Origin of the sequence: Haloparvum sedimenti, from assembly GCF_001462205.1 — an archaeon.
GTDB classification, from domain to species: domain Archaea; phylum Halobacteriota; class Halobacteria; order Halobacteriales; family Haloferacaceae; genus Haloparvum; species Haloparvum sedimenti.
On the sequence record NZ_LKIR01000127.1, the window covers coordinates 191,469 to 207,660 of the forward strand.

Sequence of the window (16,192 nt, forward strand, 5' to 3'; positions counted from 1 at the left end):
GAGGGCGACGGCATCGGGAAGGAGGTCGTCCCGGCCGCGGTCGCGGTGCTGGACGCGGTCGCGGACGCGAACGAGGAGGTCGACTTCGCGTACGTCGAGGCCGAGGCCGGCGACGCCGTGAAGGAGGCGACCGGCGAGGCGCTCCCCGAGGCGACCTACGAGACGGCCGCGAGCGCGGACGCGACGCTGTTCGGCGCGGCCGGCGAGACGGCCGCCGACGTGATCCTCCCGCTCCGGGAGGCGGTCGGCTCCTTCGTCAACGTCCGGCCTGCCCGCGCGTATCCCGGCGTCGACGCGGTCCGACCCGAGACCGACGTGGTGTTCCTCCGCGAGAACACGGAGGGCGTCTACGCCGGCCACGAGGACCGCCTCTCCGAGGACCTCTCGACGCTGACCCGCGTCACCACCTCCTCCGCGTCGCGGGAACTCGCCGAGTTCGCCTGCGAGTTCGTCGCGGACGGGCGCGGCCCCGCGGGGGACCCCGAGGAGGGGTTCACCGTCGCGCACAAGGCGAACGTGATGCGCGAGACGGACGGCCGGTTCCGCGAGGAAGTCCTCGCTGTCGCCGAGGAGCGCGGCGTCGACGCGGACGAGGAGCTGATGGACGCGTTCGCCACGAAGCTCCCGCTCGACCCGAGCCAGTACGGCGTCGTCGTCTGCCCCAACCTCGCGGGCGACGTGCTCTCGGACCTGGCCGCGGGGCTGGTCGGCGGGCTCGGCCTGCTCCCCTCCGCGAACGTCGGCCACGACAACGCCCTGTTCGAGCCGGTTCACGGCACCGCGCCCGACATCGCCGGCGAGGGGGTCGCCAACCCGACCGCGGCCATCCTCTCGGCGGCGATGCTCTTGGAGTACCTCGGCCACGTCGACGCGGGCGCGACCGTCCGCGACGCGGTCGAGTCAGTGCTCGAGGACGGGCCACGGACGGGCGACCTCGGTGGCTCGGCGGGGACTGAGGAAGTTACCGCGGCGATCGTGGATCGGCTGTAGGCGACGCGGTCGGCGCGCCGGTCGCGAGGGTTTTTGAGCCGTCCCGCCGATACCGAGTCATGGCCGGCGTCGAACTGACCGATCGGGGACTCGTCGTCGATCGCGAGCCGAACAGGCTCGACGAACTCGCGATCGGGTTCTCGGAACTTCTCGACCGACACGACATCGATCACGTGTTCGTGTCGGGCTACGTCGCGATTCTGACGGGGCGACCACGGTCCACCGACGACATCGACGTGTTCATCGAGCGGTGCTCGGAGGACCGGATCGCGGAACTCGTCGACGCGCTCGAAGCGGAGGCGTACTGGGGGCCGGCGATGCCGTTGTCCGAGATGTACGGGAACCTCGCGGAGGGGACGAACATCTGGGTCGCGCCGGACGGGGAGATGAGTCCCCATCTGGAGGTGAAGTTCCCGGGCGACGAGTTCGACCGCGCGTCGCTCGCGAACGCGATCACGGCTCACGTCGGCGGCGAGACCGTCCCGATCGGGCCGCTGGAGCTACAGGTCGCGTACAAGCTCGCGCTCGGGAGCCGGAAGGATCTGGAGGACGCCGCGCACCTGTACGCGCTGTTCGGAGAAACGCTTTCCCGCGCGCGACTCGAAACGTGGGTCGAACGACTCGGCGTCGAAGACGAACATGAGCGACTCACGAGACTCTGACGGATCCGCGTCCGCCCCACTTCCGGATCGGAACCCGCGATACGAGAGCGTCGTCCGCTGGGTGGCGTACATGCGCGAGCAGCCGCCGGAGGTGTGGGGGCCACAGCAGAACGCGGTCGTGAACGGCCAGCTGGAGAGCGCGGCCCTCCTCGACCGCACCGCCGAGGAGGAACGCCGGATCCGGGCGTTCGCGGACGAGGTCCTCGACGGCGAGGAGAACTGATCGGCGGCGGTTTGCCGATCGGGTCGGCCGGTCGGTGTGACCAGGAGCGACAGGCGGACAGCGACACTCCTTCCGGGTCGGTGTACGGCACCGCGCCCGACATCGCCGGCGAGGGGGTCGCCAACCCGACCGCAGCCATCCTCTCTGCGGCTTTGCTCCTGGAGTACCTCGGCCACGTCGACGCGGGCGCGAACGTCCGCGACGCGGTCGAGTCGGTGCTCGAGGACGGCCCCCGGACGGGCGACCTCGGTGGGTCTGCGGGGACCGAGGAGGTCACCGCGGCGGTCGTGGAGCACCTGTAGACGGCCGGTCGGCACGTCGGAACGAGATTTTCCAACTGCCAGTACGACGTTGAAACGTAGGTGACCAACTCGGGTGACTCCGGCGAAGCGGCACTTGAGCCCAACTGCGAGCGTCAGCCGCGGTACGAGAGCGTCGTACGCTGGGTGGCGTACATGCGCGAGCAGCCGCCGGAGGTGTGGGGCCCACAGCAGAACACGGTCGTGAACGGCCAACTGGAGAGCGCGACCCTCCTCGACCGCACCGCCGAGGACGACTCTCGGACGGACGACCTCGGCGGGTCTGTGAGACCGAGGAGGTCACCGAGGCCGTGTCGAGCAGCTATCGCTGCTCTCGTTCGATCAGCGACGAGTACCTGTCCTCTACTGATAAAAGTCGAACAAAAGTCGTTCGAGACGCCCGAGTCTTCGTTACTGGCCGTTGTTCTGGTGGTCGGGGTCGGTGGCGTCGATGACGATGTTCCCCGTCTCCCACTCGGAACCGAGGCTCGAGGGCGTCTCGATCTTCACGCCGATATTCACGCCGAAGCCGGCGTTGGCCTGTCCGTTCCAGTCGCTGTCCCGGTCGAAGTTTTCCCCGGAGAGGGACGCGCCATAAAACGTGAACGCACCTGGGTTGTCCAGTCCGCTTTTGTCGATGTCGATGTGGAGGTCCTCCTCGGACTGGTTCCGGATCTGGAAGACGTTGTCGAAGTAGAGCGTGGAGTCCGGATTGAGTCCGCTACTCGAAGAGAACGCTCCGTCGTTCGAGGCACCGTCGAACTCGAGCGTGAGTTCGCCGTTATTGTACGATGCGTACTGGTCGTTCTCGAGGGTGCTGTCATCCAGATTGAGGCCGAGAAGACCGTTGTTGTCATTAACTACGCTGGCACTAACAGCACGAGTCGAGTTCTGCTGACTCACCGCACCAGTCCCGACTGCGGCCGCCGCGCCAGTTGCAAGCGATCCGACACCGATAACGAATTTGCGTCGTTCCATGGGTTGTCTACCTCGTTGGGACGCCGCGGTCCGTCGCGGCGCTTACTCATCCCATGGGACGGACCCACTATCGTTATGAACCGGCGGAAGGAGTTCGGGGCCGCGCTGAACGCATTCAGGGCCGCCGTGCGGCGTTTTCACACCTTACCTGACCGGCCAAGAACTCGGTCAGGACCGGCCTGAAGGGGTGAACTAGCGGAACGCCTGGTCGGCCGATCGTCGGAAAACCGTCGGAAAAGCGTCGGCTCGCGGTCGGAACTACGTCCCGCGACCGGTTTCGGTCGTGGTCTGCCCGTCGGCTCCGCCGGCCCCGGGATCGCCACCACCGTTCCCGTTCCTCTCGCCCGCGATCGGGTTCTCCTCGCCGTCGGTCCAGCCCTCGGGAAAGTCGATCGTCGCCGGGCCGTGCCTCGGGTTGTAGTACGTCGCCTCGCGGTCGATAAACCGGACTGCGGCCAGTTTGCCGCTCGGGTCGTACTCCTTTTTCGGCCGCGCGTTCTGGAGGTTCGTCGACGTGGCCCACTGGAACGGACCGCCGGACGGCTCGACGCGGGTCGACCCGTCGCTCGGATCCACGTAGAGCGCCTCGGTGCGGAGGGTCAACCCGTCCGGGGAGACGACGGCGTTCCCGTTCCCGGCGAAGGCGACGGACTCGATGGGCGGGACGCAGGTGACCTCGAACGACCGCGTCTCCCTGTCGCCGTACAGCTCCGCCCTGACGCCCTCCCCCGAAACCGTGACCGTTACCTCGACGACGGCGGTTCCGGCACCCTGACACGAGACCTCGCCGCGCACTTCGCCGGATTCGCCGGGCGAGAACGCGTCGTCGGTCGTCTCGACGGCAGTCACGTCGGGGTCGCCGTCGCCGCCCTCGACCGTGGCCTCCGCGTCGTCGATCGAGATATCCACGTCACCCCCGAACTGGTTGTGGACCTCGATCAGCACGACGGTGTCGTCACCCGTCACGGAGATGTCCGACGATTCGTACCCGACGACGGCCTTGTCGTCGGAGACCACGTCCACGTCGACCCCGCGGTCCATGCTCGCGCTGCTGAACGCGCCGCTCCCAAGGGTCAACGCGCCGGAGCTGCCGCCGCCGAACAGGAGGATGAGGGTGCGTCGTTTCATGGTCGATGAGGGCCGTCGTTGGCAGTCGGTAGCACGGTGTGGCCCATGGTTATGACCCGGCAGAAGGCTCGAAGGGGAGCCTTGAACCGACCGCGACCGGCCGCGGTCGGTACCGTTCCGGTCGAGGTCCCCATCGCGAGCCGTTCCGATCGGCTCGAGGGGTGGGTCATCGGAGCTCCGGCGGTTCCTCCGCGTCGCCGACGCGCATGCCGGTGGAGTAGTACTTGTGTGCGACCGCCGAGAACGCGAACGCGACCACGATCGCGACCGTCCACGCGAGGTCGGACAGCAGGACGAGCGGCCACGCGTTCACCCACAGCGCCGCGACGAGCGCGGTCGCGACCGCCGAGAGCCCCAGATAGTACTCGCTCCAGGGGATCTCGTTGCCCTGCACGACATCGAGGTACAGGTCGACCTCCTCGAGCGCGGATGTCGGCTCGATCACCCCGCGGGATTTGTTGAACTCCACGACGCCCGCCCGGTCCATCTTCGGCAGGTGCGACTGCTGGAGGGCCGTGTAGACGCGTTTCCGCTCGTTCCCCGTTATCTCCGCCGTGTCGATGTCGTTCTCCCAGGCGGCGATCTGTTCCGCCATGGCCCCGATCTCCATGGGGTCCTCGCTCCGTTTCAGCAGGTGCACGGCGAACCGCCGACGCTCGTTCGAGAGCACGTCGAACAGCTCGTCCTCCGAGAGGTCCGGTCCGGACGGCTCGGAGGGCCCACCCTCGACCTGTTGTGCAGATGCCATGTTCTCGTCAGACATATTTGAACGATACTACATAAATCTCCCGAACGCATAAGATAAGGAAAACATTACTGGACGGTACGTGAAGAATATTTTACTTCCGAAATATCCACATACAGGCCCAAATGAGCGTGTTTTCAGGGTTTTAATGACTGGTTATAAATTTCATACGTTCGGATTAAACGTCTATATGTGTCTGTTTTTGTATCATAAAGGATCGGTCGAGGGGGCGTTCGGATCGCCGCTACGTTCCTCGTCGTCGAATTCGACCGACTTCGACCGACACCACCGGCTTCAGGGAGCCCCGGAAGGTCGCTTCAGGCATCGTATTATCAAGTGGGTAGGAGTGGTTGGTCCCGATGAGCCATGTCGACGCGTCGCCGTTCCGCGATCCTCGCTTTGCTCCTGCTCGCAGCGGCGTCGCTCGCGCTCACGACGGGCGCGACGGTCATCGACGGACCGGCGGACACGGTCGCGGGCGACCGCGTCGCGATCCAGCCGGCGGACGGGCCGAACGGCGAGTACGCATACCTCGACGAAGACGACGAGATCGTCGTCGACATCTCCGCGACAAACCCGAACCTCCCGGCCGACTTCGAGGGCGTCAACCCCGACTCCACGGGGACGATCGAGGACGTGTTCACGATCACCTACACCACGGACCGATACGCACACGTCTGGATCGAACATGACGGCGACGACGTGACGTTCCTCGTCGACGGCGAGCCGATAGAGGGCGAGGCGAACAACGCTACGCTCGCGCAGAACGAGAGCGTCGCGGTGGGCCTCGCGTTCGACACGACCGGGAACTCCGTCGACGCGCAGCTGGGCGCCGACGAGTTCTCGATCCACGCCGAGGTCGCGGAGCCCGAGGCGGTCGCGGACGCGACGGGATCGGTCGCGTCGCCGACCACCACGACGGTCCGGTCGCCGAACGAGAGCGCGCGCGTGTTCGAGGCGACCGGGGTCGACGCGGGCGAGTCCGTCGCGTTCGACCTCGACCGCATGGCGCTCGCCGGGACGAACGTCACCCTCGACGGAGTGACGGTGACCCGAACGCGTGCGGGCGCGGTCGACTTCGAGGCGACGGGGAGCCCGACGCCGTTCGCGGAGGCGGGCGAACTCGACGCGCCCGCCGGCGCGGCCGCGAACGCGTACCTCTCGCTCTCCTACGACCTCGACCCCGACGCGGTCGAGTCCGCCACGTTCCGGTTCAGCGTCGATCCGGAGGACCTCGAGGACCGCGGTATCGACCCCGAGGACCTGACGCTGTACCGCCGGGCTGCGGACGGCTGGACCGAGAAGAACGTGACGGTGATCGATCCGGAGACCGCCGACGCGGAGGGGCTCGACGGGGATCGGGTCCACTTCGAGGCGACGACCGAGAACCTCTCCGTGTTCGCGGTGGCGACCCATCGCCCCCGGTTCCAGGTGCGCGACGCTCACCTCGCGGACGATGTCGTCGCGGCGGGGGACGGAACGACCGTGAACGCGACCGTGGCGAACACGGGCGGTGCGGACGGTGAACGAACGATGCGGGTCACGCTCGACGGCGAGGTCCACGCGTCGACGACCGTCCGGCTCGAGAGCCGTGACGAGACGACCGTGTCGCTCCCGGTCGCTCCGGAGGACGCCGGGGTGTATCAGGTCAACGTCGACGGGCGGTCCGCGGGAACGCTCGCGGTCGAGGCGGCCGCGGACGGTGACGCGGAGGACGCAGCCGGGACCGCGGACCCCGCTGGAACCGGCGACGGAGGCGGGGGGGAGGGAATCTCCGAAAGCGGCGGTGAAGCGGGCGCTGACGAGACGACTGACGCGCCCGGTGGCGGCGCTCCGGTCGACGAGCCCGGCGGGTTCGGACTCTCCGGGGCGTTCGGACTGATCGCGGGACTGGTCGTCACTCTCGCCGCGCTCGCGCTCGCACGCCGGGTCCCGCAGGCCCGGTGAGGGCGCCAGGTCGGCGGTACGCCTATGTGACCCGCCCGCGTGGCCATGCCCGTGACGGTCACCTCGCGCGGCGGTTGCGCCGAGGACGGCGTTCGTGGACTGCTCGGCGCGCTCCTGACGCGGTCGCGCCCCGCGGACCTACTCGCGCTCGCGGCGCCGCCGCTCGTCATGCTCGGCGCGCTCGCGCTGCCCGTGGAGACGCGTCGCGCGCTCGCGTTCCAGTACACGGACCCCACGGTGGTGACGGCGTTTACGGCCCATTACGTCCACCTGACGGTCGATCACCTGCTGGCGAACCTGATCGGATACGGGCTGCTCGCGGGCGTCGGGTACGCGCTCGCGCTCCTGGGTGGCCGTCGCCGGTTTTTTCTGACCGCGCTCGCGACGTATCTGCTGGCGTTCCCCGTCGTCCTGTCGGCGCTGAACCTCGCGGTGCCGCGGCACGCGGTCGGCTACGGTTTCTCAGGCGTCAACATGGCACTGCTGGGGGTGTTACCGCTGGTCATGCTCCCGTACGCTCGGAATCAGCTGTCCCCCGCCGTGTCGAGTCGCGTCCTACCGGCGGTGTTCTTCCTCCTCGTCGGATGGATGGGCGTCTTAGCGCTCCCGGTCGGCGGCGACACGCTCGTCGGCACCGTCGCGACGGCCGCGAGCCTCGCGCTCGGCTGCTGGTACCTCTACGCCGCGACGCGGGGATCGGATCGGCGGTGGAACCCGCACGGGTGGGTCAGAGTCGTGTCGGCACGGGAGGGGTACGGCGACCTGTTCGCCGTCGCCGGGGCGCTGCTGGTGGCGTACCCCGCGGTCGGGTTCCCCGTCGACCCCGTGACCGGAACGAGCGTGCTCAACCTCTACGTCCACCTGCTCGGCTTCTGTCTCGGGTTCATCGGACCGCACATCGCGCTCACGGTCGGCCTCTTCGACTGACGCGACGCCCGAGCGCGACGCTGGTGGGGGTCGCGTCGTGCGTTGCGACCCGAGCTGTCTGCCGATTGACTCGATCCGCGGATTTATTATGTTCCGATGACACTACCTCGCAGAGGTGAGGCGCCTCAACGAGAACGATGTCCCTTCGACGCTACCTCACGCTGGCGCTCCAGGGGTTCGTGGTCCTCACCGTCGTCTCGCTTCTGGTGGGTCAGTACCTCGGTCAACCCGTCCTGTTGAGCTTCGTCGAGACGGGGAGTATGCAGCCGGTGTTGGATCCAGGAGACGGATTCATCGCGATCCCCGCGCCGCTCGCGGGACCGATCGCTCCGGGCGACGTCGTGACCTTCGACGCTCAGGAGATCGAGGGCGGCGGGCTGACGACCCACCGCGTCGTCGAGGAGACCGACCGCGGGTACGTGACGCAGGGGGACAACAACCCCTTCACCGACCAGAACGGCGGCGAGCCGATCGTGCAGGACGCCGATGTCGTCGCCAAGGCGCTCACGTTCGGCGGGAGCGTCGTGGTGATCCCGCATCTCGGGACCGCGGTCATGTGGTTCCAGGGGCTGCTGGAGGGGTTCCAGACGTGGCTGTCCGTGACGCTCGGCGTCCGGGCCCTGCAGGGGACCCAGGGGTTGGCGTACGTGCTTCTCGGGCTGTCGACGGCCGCGTACGCCGTCGACTGGTACCTCGCGTCGCCGAGAGGGCCGGACCGCGAACGCGACCGGTCGCGGGAGGACGGGACCTCGGTTGCGTTCGTGTTCGGAGTCCTCGCGCTGGTCCTGATGGCCACGGCGACCGCAGCGATGGTCGTCCCGGCCGGCACCCAGGAGTACGGCGTCGTGAGCGCCGACTTCGAGTCGGAGGATCCGACCATCATCGAGCGCGGGACGAGCACCGAACTCGAGTACGTGGTCCCGAACGCGGGAGTGGTTCCGGTCCACGCGTACGTCACGCCCGCGAGCGAGGGGATCCGGGTCGATCCCGAGCGCGTCTACGTCGGAAGCCGCGAGGAGGGGACGACGACGCTGACGCTGTCCGCGCCCGACGAGACGGGCTACTACCGAATGCTCGTCGTCGAACACCGCTACCTCGCGCTGCTTCCGGCCTCGACGATCGACGCACTCCACCGGATTCACCCCTGGGCCCCCATCGTCGCCATCGACGCCCTCCTCGGCGGGGGCATCTACCTGCTCGGACTCGCCCTCGTGCGTGGCGAGCCCGCGCGCCTCCGAAACCGTGACTCGCGACCGAAGACGCCCGCTTACCGCCGCATCCTCCGGAAACTCTACAGAGAATGACCGAATCAACCCCAGACACGACCGACACCCGACTGCGGGCCCGTGCGTTCCTGCACGCACAGTTCACTCTCGTCCTCGCCGTCCTCCTCGTCTGTGCGGGCGTCGGCGGCGCCGCCGCCTACACCGCGCACGTCGATCCGGGCACGGAGACGGTGGAGCGTCCCACCACCTCCTGGAGCGTCTCCTCCGAGCACGCCCACTCCGCGGACGTGGTCCGCGACACTCCGGTGTTCGACCAGGGCGACACGCTTACCGACCGGGACACCTACTTCGCGACGGTGACGCCGGTGCTCGACGTCTCCCTTGCGGCATCCTACCAAGCCCCCGCTTCGGAGGACGTGACCGTCGAGACGGAGTCGGTGCTCGTGGTCCGGAACGCCGCGGAGAACACCGTCTACTGGGAGGACCGGGAGACGCTCGCGACGCGGACCGTGACCGACGTCGAGCCGGGCGAGACCGTGCGGACGAACTTCTCGGTCAACGTGACCGCGCTGAGTCAGCGGATCGACCGGATCGAAAGCGACCTCGGAACCGCGCCCGGCGAGACCGAGGCGCTCGTCGTCAGCCGGGTCACCGTCGACGGGGAGGTCGCGGGCGAACGCGTCGAGGACGTCCAGCCCGTGGAACTCGGGATCGCTCCCGGGGGCGACACCTACGGCGTCGACGACGCCGGCGGGCAGACGGAGCAGATCGACCGCACCGTGACCGAGCAGACGCCGCGGTCGTACGGCCCGGCCCGCTCGGTCGGCGGACCGCTCCTGTTCCTCGTCGGCGTCGCCGGGAGCGGAGCGCTGGCGTACGCCCGCCGCGAGCAACTCCTCGCGGTCTCGCGCGCGGAGCGGACCTGGCTCGACTACCGCGACGACCGCACGGAGTACGCCGAATGGATCACGCGGGTCGAGCTCCCGTCGGACCTGACCGGGACGTCGGCGGGGCAGGCCGAGAGCCTCGGCGACCTCGTCGACTTCGCCATCGACAACGACGTGGGCGTCGTGGAGGACCCTTCGACCGGGCGCTATCACGCGCTGGTCGACGGTCGGCTGTACACCTACGTGCCGCCGACTCCCGAGAACGGTCCCCGCGTCGCATCGACCGAGCCCGGTCGGCAGGACGGCGACTCAGCCTCGCCCGGTGACGCGGACGGGAGCGACGAACCGTCTCCGGATCAGCGCTCGGGCTCGTAGCCCGCCTCGTCGATCGCAGCGGCGACCGCGTCCGGGTCAGCCTCTCCCTCAACGCGGACCGTTCCCGACTCGTGGTCGGCTTTGGCCGATTCCACGCCCGAAACCTCCGCAAGCGCGTCCTCGACGGTGGTCTCGCAGCCGGTACACGCCATTCCGTCGACATCGATCGTCGTCATGTTCGGCCGTACGCTGCCCGCGCTTTTTGCGGTTTCCCTTGCGGATCCAAACTCCAAACGGGGTTCGAGTTCGGTTGTTCGGGCCGGCGGGGCGCTTTTCCCTTCGGACGGTCAACCTTGTCCCATGCGAACTCTCGACGAGACTGACCGGGAGATCCTCCGACTCCTCCTGCAGGACGCCCGGCAGCCCTACAGCGACATCGCCGAGCGGGTCGACCTGTCGGCACCGGCGGTCTCGGACCGGGTGGACCGACTCCGCGAACTCGGCGTCATCGAGGGGTTCACGCTGGATCTGGACCGCTCTCGGATCTCGACCGGGACGGAGGTGCTGATCCGTCTCGATGTCCCGCCCGCGGAGGTGGCGGCCGCCAGAGAGGCGCTGACCGCGGACGACCGCGTCGACCACGTCTTCGAGACGGCGGAGGGGACGGTCGTCGCCGTCGCCACGGTCGATGAGGGCGCGGTCCGGGAGATGCTTGCGGAGACGGTCGGGCTCGAGGCGGTGTCCTCGTTGGCGGTGTCGCTCGTGACGGCGTCGTCGTGGGAGCCGACGCTGGGCGATCCGGAGCTGGCCGTCGACTGCGTGGAGTGCGGCAACACCGTCACCAGCGAGGGGGAGACCGCGACCGTCGACGGCACGCGCTACTACTTCTGCTGTGGCACCTGCCGGGCGAACTTCGAGACGCGGTACGAGCGGCTGGAGGCGGGGTCGTCGTGACGACCGACCCGCCGGCAGAGCTACTGCTCGATCACGCCCGCGACAAGGTGGTCGTCATCGACGAGGAGGGAACGGTCACCTACTGCAACGAGGCGGCGCGGGAGGTCGTCGGCTACGACCCCGAGGAGCTGATCGGCGTCGACGCGTTCGACCTGATCCACCCCGACGACGTCGAACGCGTCCGATCGACGTTCAGGGAGACGGTCGAGGGCGCGCCGCCGAGGACGGGCGACGCGGACGGCTACGCCGCGGCGACCGTCGAGTACAGACACCGGACGCCCGACGGCTCGTGGGTGTGGCTGGAGAGTCGCTTCTCGAACCTCACGCACGCGGCCGTCGGCGGCTACGTCGTGAGTTCCCGGGATGTGACCGACCGCGTCCGCGCGGAACGGGAACGCGACGAGACCGCCGCGCGGCTGGAGGAGCTCGCGGAAACCGCGACCGACGTGCTGTGGTCGTTCACCGGCGACTGGAGCGAGGCCCTGTTCGTCAACCCAGCCTACGAGTCGGTGTACGGCGGGTCGATCGAGGAGGTCGAGGCGGACGCGACCGCCTTCCTGGAGCAGGTCCACCCGGAGGACAGGCCCGCGGTGAGGGGCGCCATGGCGCGGCTCTCGGCGGGGGAGCACGTCGACGTCGAGTACCGCGTCAACCCCGGCCGGAACTTCGGACGCTGGGTGTGGGTGCAGGCGAGCCCGATCGTCGAGGACGGCGAAGTCGTCCGGATCGTCGGGTTCTCCCGCGACGTGACCGACAGGAAGCGCCGCGAGAAGCAACTCGCCGTGATCGACAACGTGTTGCGCCACAACCTCCGGAACGACCTCAACAAGATCCTCGGGTACGTCGACGAGATCGGGAGTGACGAGGGGAGTCCGGGCGGCCTGAGCGGAGCGGAAGACCCCGAGATCGAGGTCATCAGGCAGGTCGGACTCGACCTCCTCGAGAAGGCGGAGAAGCAGCGCGAGGTGAACCGGCTGCTCCGTTCCGCGCCGGCGACGCGCCCGGTCGACCTCGTCGCCGCGGTCGAGCGCGCCGTCGAGACGCAACGACGGCGGACGCCCGATGCGCGGATCGAGACCGATCTCCCCGACGCCGCCACCGTCGACGCGCTCCCGGAGATCGGGGACGCGATGGCCGAACTGATCGACAACGCCGTGGGCTACGCGGACCCGGAGGCGGAGCCACCGCGGGTGGCGGTTTCGATCGCGCTCGAAGGGGACGAGGCCGTCGTCACGGTTCGCGACTGGAACGTCCCGGTTCCCGAGTACGACCGACAGGTGCTGCTCGGCAAGGGGGACGACGACGGAGTGGCACACAGCACCGGGCTGGGCCTGTGGCTCGTCCACTGGGTCGTCGACCTCTCGGACGGGAGTGCCCGGTTCGATCCTCCGGACGGGAAGGGCAACGTTGCCCGGGTCAGGCTGCCGCTGGCCGGGGACTGACGAGCCGCGACGGCGGACCGCACCGACGCCGCGACGGCTACGGCCGCCAACGCTACTCCCGGAGCCGGTAGAACGGCCGGAGGACCGCGAGGTGGTAGTCCTCGCTCGGGTCGTAGCGCCGGAACAGCAGGCTGTTCGTCATCACCGACACCGAGGAGCCGGCCATCGCCAGCCCCGCGAGCGCGGGGTTGAGCAGGCCGAGCGAGGCGACCGGCAGCAGCGTCGTGTTGTAGACGAACGCCCAGAAGAGGTTCTGTCTGACCTTCGAGAGCGTCGCTTCCGAGACGCGCAGCGCCTTCAGCACGTCCGCGGGATCGTCGCGCATCAGCGTCACGTCCGCGGACTCGATGGCGACATCGGTCCCGGAGCCGATGGCGATGCCGACGTGGGCGGTCGTGAGCGCGGGCGCGTCGTTGACGCCGTCGCCGACCATCGCCGCGCGGCGACCGTCGGACTGGATGTCGTCGACGACGTCGGCCTTGTCCTCGGGGAGCACCTCGGCGCGGACGTTGTCGGGGTCGATGCCGACCTCCTCGGCGACCGCGCGGGCGGTCCGCTCGTTGTCGCCGGTCAGGAGCATGACCTCCACGCCCCGCTCGCGCAGCGCCGCGACGGTCTCGCGGGCGCTCTCGCGCACCGTGTCCGCGCAGGCGACCACGCCGATCACCTCGCCGTCGAGGCCGACCAGCATCGCGGTCTTGCCCTCGCTCTCCAGCCGCTCCATCTCCTCGGCCGCCGCGTCCGCGTCGATCCCGCGGTCCGCGAACAGCTTCCGGTTACCGACCAGCACCTCGCCGCGTTCGGTCTCCGCCGCGACGCCGTGACCGGGAACGTTCTCGAACGACTCGGGGCGCTCGACCGCGAGCCCGCGCTCCTCGGCCCCGTCGACGATCGCCTCGCCGAGGGGGTGCTCGCTCCCGGACTCCGCGGCCGCGGCCGCGCGGAGAACGAGCTCCTCGGGCGTCTCGGCGTCCTCCGCGTCGCCCGCCTCGCCGTCCCCGACCGCGAGCGCGCCGCCGTCGGGCGCGGTGTCGCCTCCCTGCGTCGCTGCGCCGCCGTCGGTGCGGGTCGCGGATCCCGCGGCGTCGAGCGCGACCACGTCGGTCAGCTCCATCTCGCCGTGGGTGAGCGTGCCCGTCTTGTCGAAGACGACCGCGTCCACGTCCTTTACGCGCTCCAGCACGTCGGCGCCCTTGAACAGGACGCCCGAGGTGGCCGCGATGGTCGAGCCGACCATCGTCGCCGCGGGCGTCGCGAGTCCGAGCGCACACGGGCACGCGACGAGCACCGCGGAGGCGAACACGATGATGGAGAACTCCGCGACCGGAACCCCGCCCACGACCGGGCCGCCGCCGACCGGCTCCCACAGCGGGAGCGCGGTGGCGACCGCGTACAGCTGGTCGGGGAACAAGAACCACAGGAGAGCCCAGACCGTCGCGTTGAGAAGCACCGCGGGGACGAAGACCCCCGACACCTTGTCCACGACGCGCTGGATGTCCGGCTGGCGCGACTGCGCCTCGCGGACGCGGTCGACGATCTGCTGGATCGCGGTGTCCTCGCCCACCTTCGTCGCCTCCACGATCAGGACGCCGTTCTCGTTGACCGTCGAGCCGACCACCTCGTCGCCCGGCTCCTTCTCGACCGGCACCGACTCGCCGGTGACCATCGACTCGTCGACCGCGGACTCGCCGTCCACGACGACGCCGTCGGTCGGGACCTTCTCTCCCGGTCGGACCTTCATGCGGTCCCCGACCGCGACCTCGCTCAGGTCGACCTCGCGCTCCTCGCCCGTCTCGGGGTCGACGAGCGTCGCGGTCTCGGCCTCCATCTCCAGCAGCGCGCGGAGCGCGTCGCTGGCCTGCGCCTTCGAGCGCGCCTCCAGCCAGTTCCCGACGGTGATGAACCAGAGGATGAACGCGACCGCCTCGAAGTAGAGGTCGCCGGCGATCCAGCCGACCACGACCGCCGTCGAGAACAGGTAGCCGGCCGTGGTACCGACCGCGACGAGCGTGTCCATGTTCACGTCTCGGGACTTCGAGAGCGCGCGCCACGCCCCCGAGAGGAACTCGCGGCCGAGCGTCGCCATCATCACTGTGGCGATGGCGAGCTCGAACCAGCCGCGGTCGATCCCCGCGACCGTCTCGGGGATCGAGTAGAAGCCGAGCATGCTCCCCATCAGGACCCAGAAGGGGATCGTGAGGATCCCGCCGCCGATCGCCAGCCGGCGCTGGCGCTCCAGTTCGCGCTGGACCGCGCTCCGGCGTGCCGACTCGCCCGACCCGGCTCCGGCCGCGTCGCCCGCGCCGCTTCCCTCGCCGTCCCCCTCGCTCCCGGCCTCCGCGCCGGGGCCGACCTCGCGGACCGGCTCGTAGCCCGCCTCCGCCACGGCGTCGTAGATCGCGGGGAGGTCGGCGTCGGTCGGGTTGTACTCGACGCGTGCCTCGTCGCTGGCGCTGTTGACCGACACGTCGATCACGCCGGGCACGTCGCGCACGGCGCTCTCGACCGCGTCCGCGCAGTTGGTACACGACATGCCGGTGATCGCGACCGACGCCGACTCCGCGGTCGGGTCGTACCCGGCGTCGCGGATCGCCTCGTAGATCGCGTCGAGACCGACGACCTCGGGGTCGTACGCGACCGTCCCCTCGTCGGTGGCGAAGTTGACCGAAGCCTCCTCGACACCGTCGAGGGACTCGACCGCCTCCGAGACGGTCTTCGAACAGGTCGCACACGACATCCCGCCGATCTCGATGTGCGCTCGGCGCGTGCTCATGGGTGTACGTAGGGGCTACTACTTCATGCCGGTTGTGGCTTCGATCCCATCGCTGGACTTGTGGGATATTTTGGAACCGAAACTCAGGCGACGACATTCTTGCGTTTCCGTCTCGGGATGGTTGTCGCCCGGCGAACGCCCATGCTACCATCCCCCAAACGTTTATGGTCGGGTTCCGCGTTGCTTGAGACGCGATGGCGACAGGAACGGTTGCCTTCTTCAACGACACTGGAGGCTACGGCTTTATCGAGACCGAGGACGCCGACGAGGACGTGTTCTTCCACATGGAGGACGTGGGCGGCCCCGATCTCGAGGAGGGACAGGAAGTGGAGTTCGACATCGAGCAGGCCGACAAGGGGCCACGCGCGACGAACCTCACTCGAGTATAGCTCGACCTCGGCGCATCGGCACACTGACGAGTCCCGAGTTTTCTCGCACCGAGAGCGGCCGCGCTGTCGGGATACCCTCCGTGGCCGCGAGGTGCGCGGCACTACAGCTCCCCGGCTGCGGCACTACAGCTCCCCGGCTGCGGCACTACAGCTCCCCGGCTGCGGCACTACAACTCCCCGGCCGCGGCACTACAACTCCCCGGCCGAGGCCCGCTCGCGCACCTCGCGGGCGCGGTCCCGGATCGCGGTCCACTCCTCGTCGTCCTTGTCGTCGACGTGGCTGTACATCAGGCCCATGCGGCCGGTG

The 16,192-nt window shown here is 69.1% G+C and carries 15 protein-coding genes and 1 pseudogene; 11 read left to right on the plus strand and 5 right to left on the minus strand.

Going from position 1 to position 16,192, the window contains the following annotated elements:
* The 4 genes and pseudogenes from AN233_RS11045 to AN233_RS11060 all read left to right on the plus strand — a co-directional run.
* Positions 1–990: isocitrate/isopropylmalate family dehydrogenase (locus AN233_RS11045; protein ID WP_080508447.1), on the plus strand; the 990-nt coding region annotated here is incomplete at its 5' end.
* Positions 991–1,049: 59 nt separating this feature from the next.
* Positions 1,050–1,652, plus strand: coding sequence for a hypothetical protein (locus AN233_RS11050; protein WP_058366830.1), 603 nt, complete (start codon positions 1,050–1,052; stop codon positions 1,650–1,652).
* The gene (locus tag AN233_RS11055; RefSeq protein WP_058366831.1) at positions 1,630–1,875 is read left to right on the plus strand and encodes a hypothetical protein; all 246 of its coding nucleotides are present in this window, start codon (positions 1,630–1,632) and stop codon (positions 1,873–1,875) included. Before AN233_RS11050 ends, AN233_RS11055 begins: the two co-directional genes overlap by 23 nt.
* An 80-nt stretch (positions 1,876–1,955) precedes the next feature.
* Positions 1,956–2,177: pseudogene (locus tag AN233_RS11060) on the plus strand (isocitrate/isopropylmalate family dehydrogenase); the annotation flags it as partial.
* Between the two features lie 408 nt (positions 2,178–2,585).
* On the opposite strand, the gene AN233_RS11065 reads toward AN233_RS11060, so the two are convergent.
* From AN233_RS11065 to AN233_RS11075, 3 genes are all read right to left on the minus strand, one after another.
* Complete coding sequence (locus AN233_RS11065; RefSeq protein WP_080508442.1) at positions 2,586–3,152, minus strand: DUF1102 domain-containing protein; 567 nt, start codon at positions 3,150–3,152, stop codon at positions 2,586–2,588.
* Between the two features lie 258 nt (positions 3,153–3,410).
* A complete protein-coding gene (locus AN233_RS11070; protein ID WP_058366834.1) occupies positions 3,411–4,280 on the minus strand; it encodes a hypothetical protein in 870 nt (289 codons plus the stop codon).
* Positions 4,281–4,446: 166 nt separating this feature from the next.
* Positions 4,447–5,028, minus strand: coding sequence for a DUF7344 domain-containing protein (locus AN233_RS11075; protein ID WP_058366864.1), 582 nt, complete (start codon positions 5,026–5,028; stop codon positions 4,447–4,449).
* Between the two features lie 363 nt (positions 5,029–5,391).
* Between AN233_RS11075 and AN233_RS11080 the strand changes: the two genes are divergently transcribed.
* From AN233_RS11080 to AN233_RS11095, 4 genes are all read left to right on the plus strand, one after another.
* Positions 5,392–6,972: a DUF1102 domain-containing protein gene (locus AN233_RS11080; RefSeq protein WP_058366835.1), complete on the plus strand. Its 1,581-nt coding sequence runs from the start codon at positions 5,392–5,394 to the stop codon at positions 6,970–6,972.
* A gap of 45 nt (positions 6,973–7,017) precedes the next feature.
* Entirely contained in the window at positions 7,018–7,899 is an 882-nt protein-coding gene (locus AN233_RS11085; RefSeq protein WP_058366836.1) for a rhomboid family intramembrane serine protease, read from the plus strand.
* A 137-nt stretch (positions 7,900–8,036) separates the two neighbouring features.
* A complete protein-coding gene (locus AN233_RS11090) occupies positions 8,037–9,203 on the plus strand; it encodes a signal peptidase I (RefSeq protein WP_058366837.1) in 1,167 nt (388 codons plus the stop codon).
* Positions 9,200–10,387: a DUF5305 domain-containing protein gene (locus AN233_RS11095; RefSeq protein ID WP_058366838.1), complete on the plus strand. Its 1,188-nt coding sequence runs from the start codon at positions 9,200–9,202 to the stop codon at positions 10,385–10,387. The genes AN233_RS11090 and AN233_RS11095 overlap by 4 nt, the downstream gene beginning before the upstream one ends.
* Here AN233_RS11095 and AN233_RS11100 read toward each other — a convergent pair.
* Positions 10,369–10,563, minus strand: coding sequence for a heavy-metal-associated domain-containing protein (locus AN233_RS11100; RefSeq protein WP_058366839.1), 195 nt, complete (start codon positions 10,561–10,563; stop codon positions 10,369–10,371). The two genes, AN233_RS11095 and AN233_RS11100, sit on opposite strands and share 19 nt — an antisense overlap.
* 124 nt (positions 10,564–10,687) lie before the next feature.
* Here AN233_RS11100 and AN233_RS11105 point away from each other — a divergent pair, with 124 nt between their 5' ends.
* Entirely contained in the window at positions 10,688–11,281 is a 594-nt protein-coding gene (locus AN233_RS11105) for a winged helix-turn-helix transcriptional regulator (protein ID WP_058366840.1), read from the plus strand.
* Positions 11,278–12,723: a PAS domain-containing sensor histidine kinase gene (locus AN233_RS11110; RefSeq protein WP_058366841.1), complete on the plus strand. Its 1,446-nt coding sequence runs from the start codon at positions 11,278–11,280 to the stop codon at positions 12,721–12,723. The genes AN233_RS11105 and AN233_RS11110 overlap by 4 nt, the downstream gene beginning before the upstream one ends.
* A 52-nt stretch (positions 12,724–12,775) precedes the next feature.
* On the opposite strand, the gene AN233_RS11115 is transcribed toward AN233_RS11110, so the two are convergent.
* Positions 12,776–15,496: a heavy metal translocating P-type ATPase gene (locus AN233_RS11115; protein ID WP_080508443.1), complete on the minus strand. Its 2,721-nt coding sequence runs from the start codon at positions 15,494–15,496 to the stop codon at positions 12,776–12,778.
* 194 nt (positions 15,497–15,690) lie between these two features.
* Here AN233_RS11115 and AN233_RS11120 point away from each other — a divergent pair, with 194 nt between their 5' ends.
* A complete protein-coding gene (locus AN233_RS11120; protein WP_058366842.1) occupies positions 15,691–15,885 on the plus strand; it encodes a cold-shock protein in 195 nt (64 codons plus the stop codon).
* The last annotated feature ends 307 nt before the right edge of the window (positions 15,886–16,192 follow it).